Genomic DNA, 14,067 nt, shown 5'->3' on the forward strand with positions numbered 1-14,067 from the left:
GCTGAATTTGTTGGTTAAGTTTTCAACAACTGCTTAACCAACATAAAGTGGACATACTGAGTTTAATGACTGCGTTTATGAAGCCAATCGTCCACTTTTGTGTAATGCATCTGTGACTATTCGCCCGCCGAAGCGGGCATTTTTTTACTTACCCTTTTTCTATCCCTTTATCTCTCTGCATGAAAGCCACTGGCCCAATGCACTAGATGTTCATTTCACTACAAAATTTTGCAACCAATATTTTTCCTTCTATTCTTAATCTTGTAACAAAACCAAGGCTAAATACACCACGTATACAGACATAGCGGCAGAGCAGGTTCCTCCCATCACATTTTTTTGGGGTAATCCTCACGCTATTTGAGCGGTGGCTCTGTCAATTTGTCTAATGCTGCACAAATCTCTTAAATCACACACCCAGCCTATGCCGAATACTATTGCTGTCACAATAATTTTTTGATGTAAAACGTAGAATAAGCGCGCTAGGTAAGAGATAAGGAAAAGTAAATATGAGACTGTTTAAGCGCTATACACCCGGTATGATTGCTAAACACATAAGTCGTCTTTTTAAAGGCAGAATCTATATTTACGGAGTCGGTAAGTTCGAGTTTGATAACGGAAAGTTGATGTTGCCGGAGAAAGCTGAAAAACGCCACTTTCAAGCAGTAAAAGAGATTAACCAAGAAATCATGAAACTCCGATGTGCGTATGCTTAACTTGGCTTAGCGAAACATCGATGTAATAAAAAAGGCTGGATTAACCAGCCTTTTTTGCGTCTTTCACATAATGAAACTCAGCAAGCGTTCACCGACGAGCAAGATCCGGCAGATTGCCTTTCAAGCCCAATGCTCGCTTCATGATTTCGTCTTTCGCACCTGGCAATTGTCCCGCTAAGCTCAAACCAATACCACGCACTAGCTTCTTGGCTGGGTTCTCGCCACTAAACAAATCACGGAAACCTTGCATTGCCGCGATCATCTTCGCCGCTTCCGTTTTACGCCAGCGTTCGTAACCACGCAAATTACGCTTCGTTCCGATATCTTGACCTTGTTTCCACAAGGCTAGCACTTCTTGCGCTAAGCTTGCGGCGTCAAGCAAACCTAAGTTCACACCTTGCCCAGCTAACGGGTGGATAGTATGGGCGGCATCACCAACCAAGGCGACTCGTTCAACCACAAAGTCACGCGCATAACGCATTTTGAGTGGGTACGCGGCACGCTCCCCCACCACTTCGCACAAACCTAAGCGAGCATCAAACTCACTCGTCAGCGCTTTATTGAAGTCATGCTCACTCATTGCTAGCAGTTGTTCGGCGCGGCTCGGATCCGTCGACCACACAATGGAGCTCATGTGTGGATCAGACATAGGCAGAAAAGCCAGTGGGCCTTGGGGAGTAAAAATCTGACGTGCGACACTATTATGAGCATCAGCCGTTTTCACGTTTGCAACTAGCGCACTGTGACCGTAATCCCAAAGGGTCAGCGGAATGTCCATTTGATTACGCAACCAAGAATTCGCGCCATCCGCTCCCACCACCAGCTTCGCGGTCATCGCTTGGCCATTATCGAGCGTTAGCCAGCTTTCTTGCTCACCAACCGCTAGTGTGGCGCAGCGTGCTGGCATGAATAGCGTCACATTATCCAACTTTTCCACTTGCTCTAACAGGGCAAGTTGAATCACCCGATTTTCAACGATATGACCTAGATCTGGCTGCGCCATACTTTGTGCGTCAAAGTCGATCTTCGCGAAACTGTCTTGCTCCCACACTTCCATCGCGTAATAAGGGACGGAACGACGTTGTTCAATGCCCTCCCATGCACCTAGATTACGCAAAATAATTTCACTCGAACGGCTTAACGCAGAAACGCGAACATCTGGCAGTTCGTTTAGCGTATCGTCAGGTACTGCACCTTCAATCACAGCCACACGCAGATCACTGTCCTTAAAAGCCGCGGCCAGCGCTAACCCAACCATACCACCGCCAATAATGGCGATATCTACACTTTGCATCATTGCTTATTGTTACCTAATTCGTTGCTGTCACTCATCGCTTCACTAAACCAAGCGTATGGCGTAATAGTGGCTGCTTAAAAATAGAAAAGTTATCCATCGCTGCTAGCGCGAGGTTACGACCAATTTTCATCGCAGGTAAATCGTTTGAAAATATGTGTACCAACGAACTCGTCAGCCAGATGGTCTCACGGCGGTCATCTTCACGACGTTGACTAAAACGCATCAACCCTTGATAGCACCCAACATCATCACTCTGCTTGACGATTTCTTCCGCCAGTGATGCCACGTCTCTAATACCAAGGTTAAAGCCCTGCCCGGCAATTGGGTGAAGCGTTTGTGCCGCATTACCCACAATCGCAAAACGATGAGAAATATTTTGTTTGCGATGACGTAATAGCAATGGGTAACTCGCACGTTGTCCCACTTTCTGCATCGCGCCTAAACGCCAGCCAAATTCATGTTGTAATCGCTCAAGGAACTTTGCATCAGAAAAGTTCATCACCGCTTTTGCTTCTTCAGGGCGGAGACACCAAACTAACGACATGCGGTTGTCACTCATAGGTAAAAGAGCAACAGGACCGTTTTCAGTAAAACGTTCAAATGCACGCCCTTGAGGCGCCTCTTGCGTAACAATATTCGCAATCACCGCGACTTGGTCAAAATCGTGTTCAGACAGCACCAAACCAATTTGCTGGCAACATTGAGACACTGCACCATCAGCGGCCACCAGCAATTTAGCTTCTAGCGTCTCTCCGCTACTTAGTTCAATGCGGGCTTGGTCGTGCTCTCGCTCAATATGAGTAACACCATCCGGACAAAACAGGGTTATCGATTCACTCTTCTCCAGCAGCGCTTGGTAAGCTCGACCGACATCAGCTAGTTCCACTACGTAGCCGAGCGCCTCAACACCGACGTCTTGTTTGCTGATGTCTGTCATTCCGGCATGAGAACGATCGGAAACATGAATATGTTCAATAGGAGTCGCAAAAGGCTTAATCGCAGACCATAGCTGAAAACGACGCAAAATATTGACCGTACCATAGGATAACGCAATCGAACGCGAGTCAAAGCCTGGATGTGCATCTGACTGAGCTTTAAAAGGTTCAACCACTGCGATCTTCAATTCGCCTTTAGATAAATAGTCAATCGCTAACGCAAGCGTGGCTCCGGCCATGGCACCACCAGCAATTACAACATCATATTGCCTCATGCTAACCTCTAGAAATAATTCGATTATTGAAAACCGTGCAATTAGTGGATCGTTGGCTTGCTGTCATTGCTTTCAGGGCGAACACCAAACTCGGCGTGAATTGTTAGCACGCACGCTTTTACATGTTCGATAACGTGTTCTAGCAGTTGGGCTTGCTCACCAAGATCATCATCTTCATCAATTCCTAGCTTGGCGATCTCTTCTAGATCAGCCAACGCCTCTTTCACATCATCAGACGCTTTATTTAGCGTAATACCCGCTAAGCCTAGACCTGAAATGAAATGGTTAACGAAATCAGACAAGCCATCAGCCAAAGCAAACAAGCCATCTTTACTAGGATCTTCCGGAAGCAACAAAGACAGCTCCATTGAAGAGCCCGTTAATTCACTGGCCGTCACTTTAAACACATTCTGTGCGAAAACGAGCGCAGTTGTCGGCCAGCCCATACCATCGTTGGTGTAATCAAAAAGAATGGGTTGCCAGGTTTGGTCATTCGTTGCCAATCCACCACTTAGCATACCAACAAGCAGGCCATGCAATTCAGCAGGCGTTACAGCAAGGTTAGCGGATTTCAATTCAGCAGCAATAGATTGGTATTCTGGAAGGGTGATTTCACTCATATCTGGGCTCATGCTTCATAATCATCTTTTGATATATCCTACCATCAAGCCTAGTCGGCTGAAACGGCTATCAAATTCAATTTTGGATAGGAATTGCTCAATTTGTCCATTTCCTGTGTGATCACTTCACCATTTTTCGTTCTGTGATGGGAAATGCTTGAATCTTAATTGCGGTTTTCCTATAGTTTCTCCCTCGGTAGTTGTACGTAACAACACCTTAGATAGCGCGAATATAGAGTTTATTCATCATGAGCAATCAAGCGGTCGACGTTGAAATTCTTGGCAAAATGACACGAGTGAATTGTCCTCCTGGGCAAGAAGAGTCACTGGTTACAGCGGCAAAAGATCTCGATCGACGATTGAAAGAGATGAGCGAGCGTACTAAGGTAACCAATGAAGTACAGCTATTAACCTTTGCTGCGTTGAATATTAGTTATGAGTTGCATACTAAATCATACGAGTCTACCGGGCAGCAACAGGAAATCACTGAGCGAATGGAAAAGCTCAGCGCGTCGCTAGAAAGCGCACTAAACAAAGTAAAGCAGGGACAGCAGTAGATACCAAATTTACCCTGGGGTGTTTGTCAGCAGGATTTAAGTCCCCGAGCCGATAAGCAATACCAAAGGGTTAGTACTTGATAGCTATTGAGCAAGCTTGGCATGCACCGAGAAGCCTACGGTTATCATTGCTGATCCGCCTTGAACTAGCTGGTTCAAGGGCCACAATCCTCAACGGCACCCTGGGGTAACCTTCCATGTCAGCTCTATCTCGACAAGAATTTCGTAAACTTATCCGCGAAAAACGCAACGCATTATGCAGTGATACCCAGTTTCAAGCTGGATTCGATCTCGTTACCCAGTTTGTTCACCTACCAGAGATCCAAACTGCGCAACATATTGCTCTCTACCTCTCCGCCGATGGAGAACTGGATACCAAGCCACTCATTGAATGGCTATGGCAGCAAGGTAAATCCATTTACTTACCTGTCATTCATCCTTTTGCCAAAGGCCATTTACTGTTTTTGCAGTACTTACATGACGACCAGTTGGTTTATAACCAATACGGGATTTTAGAGCCCAAACTCGATATTCGTTATCTCAAGCCTATTCGCGAACTCGACCTAATCTGCACCCCTTTAGTCGGGTTTGACAGTATTGGTCACCGCTTAGGTATGGGCGGTGGCTACTACGACCGAACACTTGCTAGCTGGTTCAGTACCGGGGAAGGCGCCGCGCCAATCGGCATTGCACACGACTGCCAACATGTCGATCGCCTCCCTACAGAAAGTTGGGATATCCCGTTGCCTAAGATCGTGACTCCAAGCAAAATCTGGCAATGGGAAAAGTAACACTTACCCGTTATAATCACGCCGCAAACGTTAACGAATACCTATTCAGGAGATTGGCATGACTCAAGATGAAATGAAGAAAGCGGCTGGTTGGGCTGCACTTAAATATGTTGAAAAAGGCAGCATTATTGGTGTAGGTACTGGTTCTACCGTGAATCACTTCATCGATGCCCTAGGCAGTATCAAAGACGATATCAAAGGCGCAGTGTCTAGTTCTGTTGCCTCTACTGAACGTCTAAAAGAACTCGGTATTGAAGTATACGAGTGTAACGACGTAGCAAGACTTGATGTCTACGTTGATGGTGCAGATGAAATCAACGCAGCTCGCGAAATGATCAAAGGTGGCGGTGCAGCACTGACTCGTGAAAAAATCGTGGCCGCTATCTCAGACAAATTCGTATGTATCGTTGACGGCACAAAAGCGGTTGACGTACTTGGTCAGTTCCCACTTCCTGTAGAAGTTATTCCAATGGCGCGCTCTTACGTTGCTCGCGAGTTGGTGAAACTAGGCGGTGATCCTGCATACCGTGAAGGTGTAGTGACGGACAACGGTAACATGATCCTAGATGTGTACAACATGCGAATAACCAATCCAAAAGACATGGAAGACAAAATCAACGGTATCGCTGGTGTGGTAACGGTTGGTCTCTTCGCTCATCGCGGTGCTGACGTTGTGATCACTGGTACTCCGGAAGGTGCAAAAATAGAAGAATAAAACATACGTTGTTCTGATTTTTCTGTTATTTCATTACAAACGGTGCCATAAGGCGCCGTTTTTTCATCTCTTTTTCTAACAAACGCCTACCTTATTCCGTAATTTTCTTACCCAAAGCAATTTTTTTTTGTTACTTTATTGAGCAGAATGCGCACGAGAAAACGTTTGCCTTTCAACAAAACTATTAATGACCCACTCTTTTAATAGTTTTGCTTTATGTGCGCCACATTAGCCCATCTTTCCATTTTAAGGACGATAATAATGGCCAAAGTTTCACTGGAAAAAGAAAAGATTAAAATCCTCTTACTTGAGGGGCTGCACCCTTCTTCAGTTGAAGTTCTTCAAGCAGCAGGCTACAGCAACATTGAATATCACAAAGGTTCACTCCCTGAAGAAGAACTGATCGAAGCAGTAAAAGACGTTCACTTCATCGGTATTCGCTCCCGAACTAACCTATCAGAAGATGTGATCAATGCAGCAAATAAGCTTGTTGCAATTGGCTGTTTTTGTATTGGTACTAACCAAGTTGACCTAAACGCCGCAGCACAACGTGGTGTGCCTGTCTTTAACGCGCCGTTCTCAAACACGCGCAGTGTTGCTGAGTTGGTGCTCGGTCAAATCCTACTGCTTCTTCGTGGCATTCCAGAAAAAAACGCATTAGCACACCGCGGCATTTGGAAGAAGAGCGCAGACAGCTCTTACGAAGCGCGTGGAAAACGTCTTGGCATCATCGGTTACGGTCACATTGGTACTCAGTTGGGTATCATTGCAGAAAACCTGGGAATGCGCGTTTACTACTATGATATTGAAAACAAACTGTCGCTAGGTAACGCAACGCAAGTGTTCACGATGAGTGAGCTACTAAACAAGTGTGATGTCATTTCTCTGCATGTTCCTGAAACACCAGAAACCAAAAACATGATGGGTGAAGAAGAGTTCGCTCGTATGAAGCCGGGTGCGATCTTTATCAACGCCGCGCGTGGGACAGTGGTAGACATCCCTGCCCTATGCCACAGCCTAGAATCAGGTCATATTGCGGGTGCTGCGGTTGATGTATTCCCTGTAGAACCAAAAACCAATGCTGATGCGTTCGAATCTCCACTACAAAAATTCGACAACGTCATCCTAACACCACATGTCGGCGGTTCTACCCAAGAAGCACAAGAGAACATCGGTGTTGAAGTGGCGGGCAAGCTAGCAAAATACTCAGACAATGGTTCAACGCTATCTAGTGTGAACTTCCCTGAAGTATCCTTGCCTGAGCATCGTGAGTGTTCACGTCTACTACACATCCACAAAAACCGCCCTGGTATTCTGACGCAAATTAACACCATTTTTGCAGAAGAAGGCATCAACATTGCGGGTCAGTACCTACAAACGGCAGTAGAAATCGGCTATGTGGTGATTGATGTTGAGACCCACCGAGCAGAAGAAGCACTAGTGAAGTTAAAAGGTATTGAAGGCACAATTCGTGCTCGTATTCTTCACTAAGTACAACCAGATATGACAAAGGCAGGGAAATCCCTGCCTTTTCTATTTCTATTCGTCGTATTGCTTAATCGTTATTTCAGCTTGTAAACCACATCAACTTGATCACGAATCACCAACGTCGAATCTTGGTAGCTATTCGCGCTTTGTTTTGCATCCATCGCTATTGAACGCATTAAAACCGGGCGAGCGTGCATCTGGTTGTAATTGATTTGCCAAACATCGCCTAATTTTTTATCAAAGCCTGTTGCTAAAGATGCCGCTTTGTCTTGAGCATCTTTGATTGCCGCCATGCGCGCTTTTTGCTGATACTCAAGCTGATTACTTACCTTAAGCTGAATATTATCCACTTGATTAATGCCCGCTTTTAACGCCATATCCAAGTATTGATTGAGTTTTGCAAGGTCATTAACTGTCACATCAATACTGCGTGATGCACGATAACCTACCAACTCCGCTTTACCTGATTTGGGGTAATGATACTGAGGTGCCAAATAAAGGTTTGAGCTAATGATGTGCTCTTTCGATAGACCTGCGTCAGCAAGACTTTTTAAAAATGCATCCACCTTGTCATCAACGGATAACTTCGCTTGCTCCGCAGTCATTGTGGTATCCACCACTTTTACTGAAAAAGTGGCCATATCAGGAGTAGCCACAACCTCGCCATAACCAGTCGTGCTCAGGTGAGCAAACTCAGGGACATTAGCGAATACTGATACACTAGTAAGGCTCAGTGTAGAAGCTAGCAAACATGAAAATAGTTTCATTCGACAAATCCATCTATATTGAGATGAACTCATCATAGGTAATTTTGTTGATTTTCCAAGCACTTCACCCCACTTCTAACACAACTTTGACGGTGTTACTCCAACGTGATACCAATCTAAACCGCGCTTAACTTGATAACTTATTGTGGTAAATGCTGCTGAGCATAATGAATGATCGCTTGCAACATTTGTTGCAATACACCTGCCTCCAACTGCCAATGGTGCCAGCAAATCTGATACGGCATCAAAAAGTCTGGGGTAATATCAATAAGCGCCCCTCTTTCAATCTCATCCGTAATCTGTAAACGAGGGATCAAACAATAGGCAATACCAGCCACGGCCATTTTTAGAAAAGCTTCTGAGCTGCTGATATTATGGTGAATTACGCTGTCTAGGTGGATGTTAAAATGCTCAGTCAAAAATGTTTTATGCAGATCTCGAATCAATACCGGCTGAGCAAGGTACTTTTCAAGCTGTTTGATACGCTGAGAAATCGCAGATTGAGACACAAATAGGTGCTCTGCAGCCCGATCAAAACTGCCTTGATAAACAACAGCATCATCGCTTCAGCAGGCAGGCCATTACGCTCTTTGCGAGATATAAAAAAGCGAGGCCAATGCCTCGCTTTTTGGTGTTCTCAATCTTATTGATTAAGCATCGACTTTGTTGAAATGAATATCCATTTGCGGAAATGGAATCTCGATACCAGCTTCATCCAGCGCTTCTTTGATCGCTTGAGTCGAGTCGAAGTAAACATTCCAGTAATCTTCCGTATTACACCATGGGCGAACCACGAAATTAACTGAAGAGTCTGCGAGTGCGAGTACACCGATCGTCATTTCTGGATCTTTCAGAATGCGAGAGTCTTTTTCTAATGCCTCACGAATCACTTGCTTTGTTTGCTTCAAATCCGCTTTGTAAGAAACGCCGATAACAAGATCGACGCGGCGCGTTGCATGACGAGAGTAGTTCGTAATTGGTGAGCCAATCACGCCAGAGTTAGGCACAACAACCATTTTGTTGTCTGGTGTTTTTAGCACAGTTTGGAAAATTTGGATCGCTTCTACACTACCCGCCACACCGCCGACTTCAACGTAATCACCTGATTTAAATGGGCGGAAAGCAACAATAAGAACGCCAGCTGCAAAGTTAGACAGTGAACCCTGTAGAGCAAGACCAATGGCTAAGCCTGCCGCACCGATTACCGCGACCACTGAAGCCGTTTGCACGCCAATTCGGCTCAGCGCTGCGATCAAAACAATCACTAATAGTAGGTAACGAACAATACCGTGGATAAACTCGACAACCGCTTTATCCATGCTCTTCTTCTCAAGCACCTTCGCTACACTATTAGCAATCATCTTCACGATAAAATTACCAATAAATAGAATCAGTACAGCTGAGATAATATTAACGCCATATTGAATCAGAAGATCTGAGTTGTTGCTTAACCACGTCTGCGCTTCATTTAGCCCATCAGTCAAAGAGGTATCGATACCCATCGATTCGCCTGCCATAATTCGTATCCTCAAAAATAAAGAGATATCAGTCTAATTGCTGTTTAAATATGAACCACAATACTTATGTGTTCTTATTGTGAATAACATCCTTATTGCTTTACTGAACAGTGTCAGAATTTTGGCACAATATCCCAATTCTGACTTTTTGCAAAGTTAAAGTTTCGCAAAGATATGCAAAACAGCCACTTACTCTGCGTTAATTGATACTAGCCTGTTACAGATTACGCAATGAAGTTACATTTCACCACAGTCTTTCTATTGTTCCAGTCCACCTCGCGTTAAACATCTTATGTTTCAAAAATTGCGACTATGCATATAAGATATTCAACACCATCTCCATCAGTCCTAGTGTGGTGAATGATTGAGCGTCTTGTGTGAAAGTTCAGCGAAACATTCTCAAAAAGCGCCAAATAGACATAAAAAAACCCGCTCATAAGAGCGGGTTTGGGTAATTTTGCGAGTACTATTTCAAAGAAATTATAGTACGTCTACTGCGTTTAGGTCAGAGAATGCTTTCTCTAGACGAGCAACCATTGAAGCTTGACCTGCACGTAGCCATACGCGTGGATCGTAGTACTTCTTGTTTGGTGCATCTTCGCCAGTTGGGTTACCAATTTGACCTTGTAGGTAGTCGTGGTTTTCCGCTTCGTATGTACGGATACCATCCCACGTTGCCCACTGTGTATCAGTATCGATGTTCATTTTGATAACACCGTAGCCGATAGACTCTTGGATTTCTGCTTCTGTAGAACCAGAACCACCGTGGAATACGAAGTTTAGAGCATTTGGTGCGATACCGAACTTCTCTGCACAGTATGCTTGAGAGTCACGTAGGATAGTTGGAGTTAGAACAACGTTACCTGGCTTGTAAACGCCGTGTACGTTACCAAAAGATGCTGCGATAGTGAAACGGTGTGAAACTGCGCTTAGTTTCTCGTATGCGTAAGCAACGTCTTCTGGAGAAGTGTATAGCTCAGATGCATCCATGTGAGAGTTATCAACGCCGTCTTCTTCACCACCAGTACAACCTAGTTCGATTTCTAGTGTCATACCCATCTTAGCCATACGCTCTAGGTATTTAGCTGAAATTTCGATGTTCTCTTCTAGAGACTCTTCTGAAAGGTCAATCATGTGAGAAGAGAATAGTGGCTTACCAGTTTCAGCAAAGAAAGCTTCGCCAGCGTCTAGTAGACCGTCGATCCAAGGAAGAAGTTTCTTAGCTGCGTGGTCAGTGTGAAGGATAACTGGAACACCGTAAGCTTCAGCTACTGCGTGAACGTATTTCGCACCAGCTACAGCACCAAGGATTTGTGCACCTTGACCTTCAAGTTTAACGCCTTTACCTGCGAAGAAACCTGCACCACCGTTAGAGAACTGAACGACAACTGGCGCTTTAACTTTAGCTGCTGCTTCAAGAACACCGTTGATAGAGTCAGTGTTAACAACGTTTACCGCTGGAAGTGCGAATTTGTTTTCTTTCGCTACTTCAAAAACTTTCTGTACATCATCACCAGAAATAACACCTGGTTTTACGAAATCGAAGATCTTAGACATGGATTTGATCCTATTTTTCTGTCGTTTTAAAAATAAAACAATTAAGTTTAAATTCTTGCAAACGTTTGCTCACAACTGGAGGTATTCTAGCAGAGTTCCTTCCTGCTTGCAGCAAACAAGAAAGCGGGAGTATCCCCCCCGCTCTCATTAATTCTTACGCTTTAGCGCGCTCTTCTAGCATCGCAACTGCAGGAAGTACTTTACCTTCAACAAACTCAAGGAATGCACCACCGCCAGTAGAGATGTAAGAAACGTCAGCTTTAATACCGAACTGGTCGATAGCAGCTAGCGTGTCACCACCGCCCGCCACAGAGAATGCTGCAGACTTAGCGATTGCTTCAGAAATGCCGCGAGTGCCTGCTTCGAAGTTTTTGAATTCGAATACGCCTACAGGACCATTCCAAAGGATAGTTTTTGCGTTGCCGATGATTTCAGCTAGAGCCGCAGTTGAATCAGGGCCTAGGTCGAAGATCATGTCGTCGTCTTGCACGTCAGCAACGTTTTTGATTTCAGCTTCTGCGTTCTCATCAAATGCTTTTGCACATGCAACGTCAGTTGCTACTGGAATCGCACACTCTTTCATTAGTTTTTGAGCTGTCTCAACTAGGTCTGCTTCGTATAGAGACTTACCTACGTTGTGGCCTTCAGCTGCGATGAATGTGTTCGCGATGCCACCACCAACAACTAATTGGTCAGCGATTTTTGATAGAGACTCAAGAACAGTCAGTTTAGTAGAAACTTTAGAGCCACCAACGATAGCAACGAGTGGACGCTCTGGGTTGCTCATTGCTTTACCTAGTGCTTCTAGTTCAGCAGCTAGTAGAGGACCAGCACATGCTACTGGAGCGTGCATACCTACACCGTGTGTTGACGCTTGTGCACGGTGAGCAGTACCGAATGCATCCATTACGAAGATATCACATAGCGCTGCGTATGCTTTAGATAGCTCTTCTTCGTTTTTCTTCTCGCCTTTGTTAAAGCGAACGTTTTCAAGAACAACAAGCTCGCCAGCGTTTAGTTCTAGACCATTTAGGTAATCTTTCGCTAGCTTAACTTCACAATCAAGAGCATCGTTTAGGTAGTTCACTACAGGAGCTAGAGAGAACTCTTCTGCATATTCGCCTTCAGTTGGACGACCTAGGTGAGAAGTAACCATTACTTTTGCGCCAGCTTCTAGACACATTTTGATAGTTGGTAGAGATGCAATGATACGTGCATCTGAAGTTACTTTACCGTCTTTTACTGGTACGTTTAGGTCAGCACGGATGAATACGCGTTTACCTGCAAGATCCAGGTCAGTCATCTTGATTACAGACATGATGTGTCCTCTCAAATATTAAATTAATAAAGTTTTTGACAACTCAGCAACCCTGCCAAGCCTGTTAATTCTTTAAACTGGTTACTGATATGGAGATACCTCTGATTTATTTCAAGGGTAAAAATAAAAAAATTTCTCCAGGGCTTTCAACGCTCAAGACTCTCCTTGAGAGGAAGCCTGCATTGCTAACGCAGTATCCAGCATTCGATTAGCAAAGCCCCATTCGTTATCACACCAAACGAGCATTTTTACTAGATGCCCATTACTTACTCGGGTCTGTGTTCCATCGACAATTGCACTATGGGGATCGTGGTTAAAGTCAATAGAAACGAGCGGCGATTCAGTATAGTCAACAATGTCGTGTAATGTACACTGAGATGCGTTAACAATGGTTTGATTTACGTCATTAACTTTCACATTTGTACTAATTGTGACACTTAAATCCATCGCAGTAACGTTAACGGTAGGTACGCGCACCGAAATGGCTTCAAATTTGTTGGAAAATTTCGGGAAGATTCTTTCAATGCCTTTATGCAATTTTGTATCTACCGGAATAATTGATTGGCTTGCGGCACGAGTACGGCGTAAATCAGAGTGATAAGCATCTATGACTTGCTGATCGTTCATTGCAGAGTGGATGGTAGTAATGGTACCAGATTCAATGCCAAACGCTTCATCTAAGACTTTAATAATCGGCACGATGCAATTGGTGGTACATGACCCGTTAGAGACGACCTTGTGTTCCCCTCGTAAGGTTTCATGATTCACCCCATAAATAATGGTGTTATCCAGGTCGTTTGCACCAGGGTGGGAAAATAGAACCTTTTCCGCTCCAGCGGCAATATGCTCTAAACCATCCGCTTGAGAACCATAAACACCGGTACAATCGAGTACAATATCAACTTCTAGATCACGCCATGGCAATAGTTCGATTTCAGAAAGGTGGAGAATGCGAATAGTATCAAATTCGCCCGTACTTTGATGATAAGAGCCGTGATGAATATAGAGGTGTTCTTGGTCGTGAGAGACTTTCTTGCAGAAACGGCCATGACTGGTGTCATATTGGAGGAGGTGAGCCATCGCTTCTGGCTGAGCCAATTCGTTGACCGCAACGACTTTGATCTGTTGATGCTTACCGCTTTCATATACTGCCCGCAGTACATTACGACCGATACGCCCAAATCCATTGATCGCAACCTTTAGCATTCGTCCTTCACTCCACTAAAATTTCGAGTCACAGATAGTACCTGATTGAAGGTTGGAACGCATTAACTGAATAGTTTTCTCTATTTGAGACATAAAAAAACCGAGCATGAACACTCGGTTTTTCTTATATCTACTTAAGCTTACGCTAGCAGCTCTTTTGCTGTGTTCACTACGTTTTCTACCGTGAAACCAAACATTTCGAACAATTGCTCTGCCGGTGCAGATTCACCGAACGTTGTCATACCGATGATGCGACCGTCGAAGCCAACGTACTTGTACCAGAAGTCAGCGATGCCCGCTTCGATAGCGAT

General features: G+C 44.6%; 14 protein-coding genes, 1 other RNA gene and 1 pseudogene. 6 read left to right on the top strand and 10 right to left on the bottom strand.

Features of this window, described 5'->3' with window-relative positions:
• Positions 1-506: 506 nt before the first annotated feature.
• Positions 507-713 (top strand): DUF1107 domain-containing protein, encoded by a 207-nt coding sequence (locus AK966_RS03730; RefSeq protein ID WP_005449772.1) that lies wholly within the window; start codon positions 507-509, stop codon positions 711-713.
• Positions 714-801: 88 nt separating this feature from the next.
• Here the strand turns inward: AK966_RS03730 and AK966_RS03735 are convergent, their stop codons facing one another.
• Genes AK966_RS03735 through AK966_RS03745 form a run of 3 tightly spaced genes read right to left on the bottom strand, consistent with a single transcriptional unit; the run spans position 802 to position 3,840 of the window.
• A complete protein-coding gene (locus tag AK966_RS03735; protein ID WP_119463542.1) occupies positions 802-2,010 on the bottom strand; it encodes an FAD-dependent 2-octaprenylphenol hydroxylase in 1,209 nt (402 codons plus the stop codon).
• Between the two features lie 31 nt (positions 2,011-2,041).
• Positions 2,042-3,220, bottom strand: coding sequence for a 2-octaprenyl-6-methoxyphenyl hydroxylase (gene ubiH / locus AK966_RS03740; protein ID WP_099080714.1), 1,179 nt, complete (start codon positions 3,218-3,220; stop codon positions 2,042-2,044).
• Between the two features lie 41 nt (positions 3,221-3,261).
• Positions 3,262-3,840 carry a YecA family protein gene (locus AK966_RS03745; protein ID WP_119463562.1) on the bottom strand — a complete coding sequence of 193 codons (579 nt, stop codon included), beginning with the start codon at positions 3,838-3,840 and terminating at the stop codon, positions 3,262-3,264.
• A 248-nt stretch (positions 3,841-4,088) separates the two neighbouring features.
• Between AK966_RS03745 and AK966_RS03750 the strand changes: the two genes are divergently transcribed.
• The 5 genes from AK966_RS03750 to serA all read left to right on the top strand — a co-directional run bounded on the left by AK966_RS03750 (position 4,089) and on the right by serA (position 7,394).
• Positions 4,089-4,397 carry a cell division protein ZapA gene (locus AK966_RS03750; protein ID WP_099080713.1) on the top strand — a complete coding sequence of 103 codons (309 nt, stop codon included), beginning with the start codon at positions 4,089-4,091 and terminating at the stop codon, positions 4,395-4,397.
• Positions 4,398-4,405: 8 nt separating this feature from the next.
• A non-coding RNA gene (ssrS, locus tag AK966_RS03755) (6S RNA) lies at positions 4,406-4,590 on the top strand.
• 4 nt (positions 4,591-4,594) lie between these two features.
• Positions 4,595-5,188 (top strand): 5-formyltetrahydrofolate cyclo-ligase, encoded by a 594-nt coding sequence (locus AK966_RS03760; protein WP_099080712.1) that lies wholly within the window; start codon positions 4,595-4,597, stop codon positions 5,186-5,188.
• A 58-nt stretch (positions 5,189-5,246) separates the two neighbouring features.
• The gene (rpiA, locus tag AK966_RS03765; RefSeq protein ID WP_099080711.1) at positions 5,247-5,903 is read left to right on the top strand and encodes a ribose-5-phosphate isomerase RpiA; all 657 of its coding nucleotides are present in this window, start codon (positions 5,247-5,249) and stop codon (positions 5,901-5,903) included.
• Between the two features lie 261 nt (positions 5,904-6,164).
• A complete protein-coding gene (gene serA, locus AK966_RS03770; protein WP_099080710.1) occupies positions 6,165-7,394 on the top strand; it encodes a phosphoglycerate dehydrogenase in 1,230 nt (409 codons plus the stop codon).
• A gap of 71 nt (positions 7,395-7,465) precedes the next feature.
• Here the strand turns inward: serA and AK966_RS03775 are convergent, their stop codons facing one another.
• From AK966_RS03775 to AK966_RS20395, 7 genes and pseudogenes are all read right to left on the bottom strand, one after another.
• Positions 7,466-8,158 carry an oxidative stress defense protein gene (locus AK966_RS03775; protein ID WP_099080709.1) on the bottom strand — a complete coding sequence of 231 codons (693 nt, stop codon included), beginning with the start codon at positions 8,156-8,158 and terminating at the stop codon, positions 7,466-7,468.
• Positions 8,159-8,298: 140 nt separating this feature from the next.
• Positions 8,299-8,703: pseudogene (locus AK966_RS03780) on the bottom strand (LysR family transcriptional regulator); the annotation flags it as partial.
• Positions 8,704-8,808: 105 nt separating this feature from the next.
• A complete protein-coding gene (gene mscS / locus AK966_RS03785) occupies positions 8,809-9,675 on the bottom strand; it encodes a small-conductance mechanosensitive channel MscS (protein WP_099080708.1) in 867 nt (288 codons plus the stop codon).
• A 480-nt stretch (positions 9,676-10,155) separates the two neighbouring features.
• Positions 10,156-11,232 carry a class II fructose-bisphosphate aldolase gene (gene fbaA / locus AK966_RS03790; protein WP_099080707.1) on the bottom strand — a complete coding sequence of 359 codons (1,077 nt, stop codon included), beginning with the start codon at positions 11,230-11,232 and terminating at the stop codon, positions 10,156-10,158.
• Positions 11,233-11,386: 154 nt separating this feature from the next.
• A complete protein-coding gene (locus AK966_RS03795; protein WP_099080706.1) occupies positions 11,387-12,550 on the bottom strand; it encodes a phosphoglycerate kinase in 1,164 nt (387 codons plus the stop codon).
• Between the two features lie 153 nt (positions 12,551-12,703).
• Positions 12,704-13,756 carry an erythrose-4-phosphate dehydrogenase gene (gene epd, locus AK966_RS03800; RefSeq protein WP_099080705.1) on the bottom strand — a complete coding sequence of 351 codons (1,053 nt, stop codon included), beginning with the start codon at positions 13,754-13,756 and terminating at the stop codon, positions 12,704-12,706.
• Positions 13,757-13,896: 140 nt separating this feature from the next.
• On the bottom strand, positions 13,897-14,067 hold a 171-nt coding region (locus tag AK966_RS20395; protein WP_182852566.1), incomplete at its 5' end, for a transketolase-like TK C-terminal-containing protein.

The sequence above is a fragment of the Vibrio sp. PID23_8 genome (assembly GCF_003584965.1).
Taxonomy (GTDB): domain Bacteria; phylum Pseudomonadota; class Gammaproteobacteria; order Enterobacterales; family Vibrionaceae; genus Vibrio.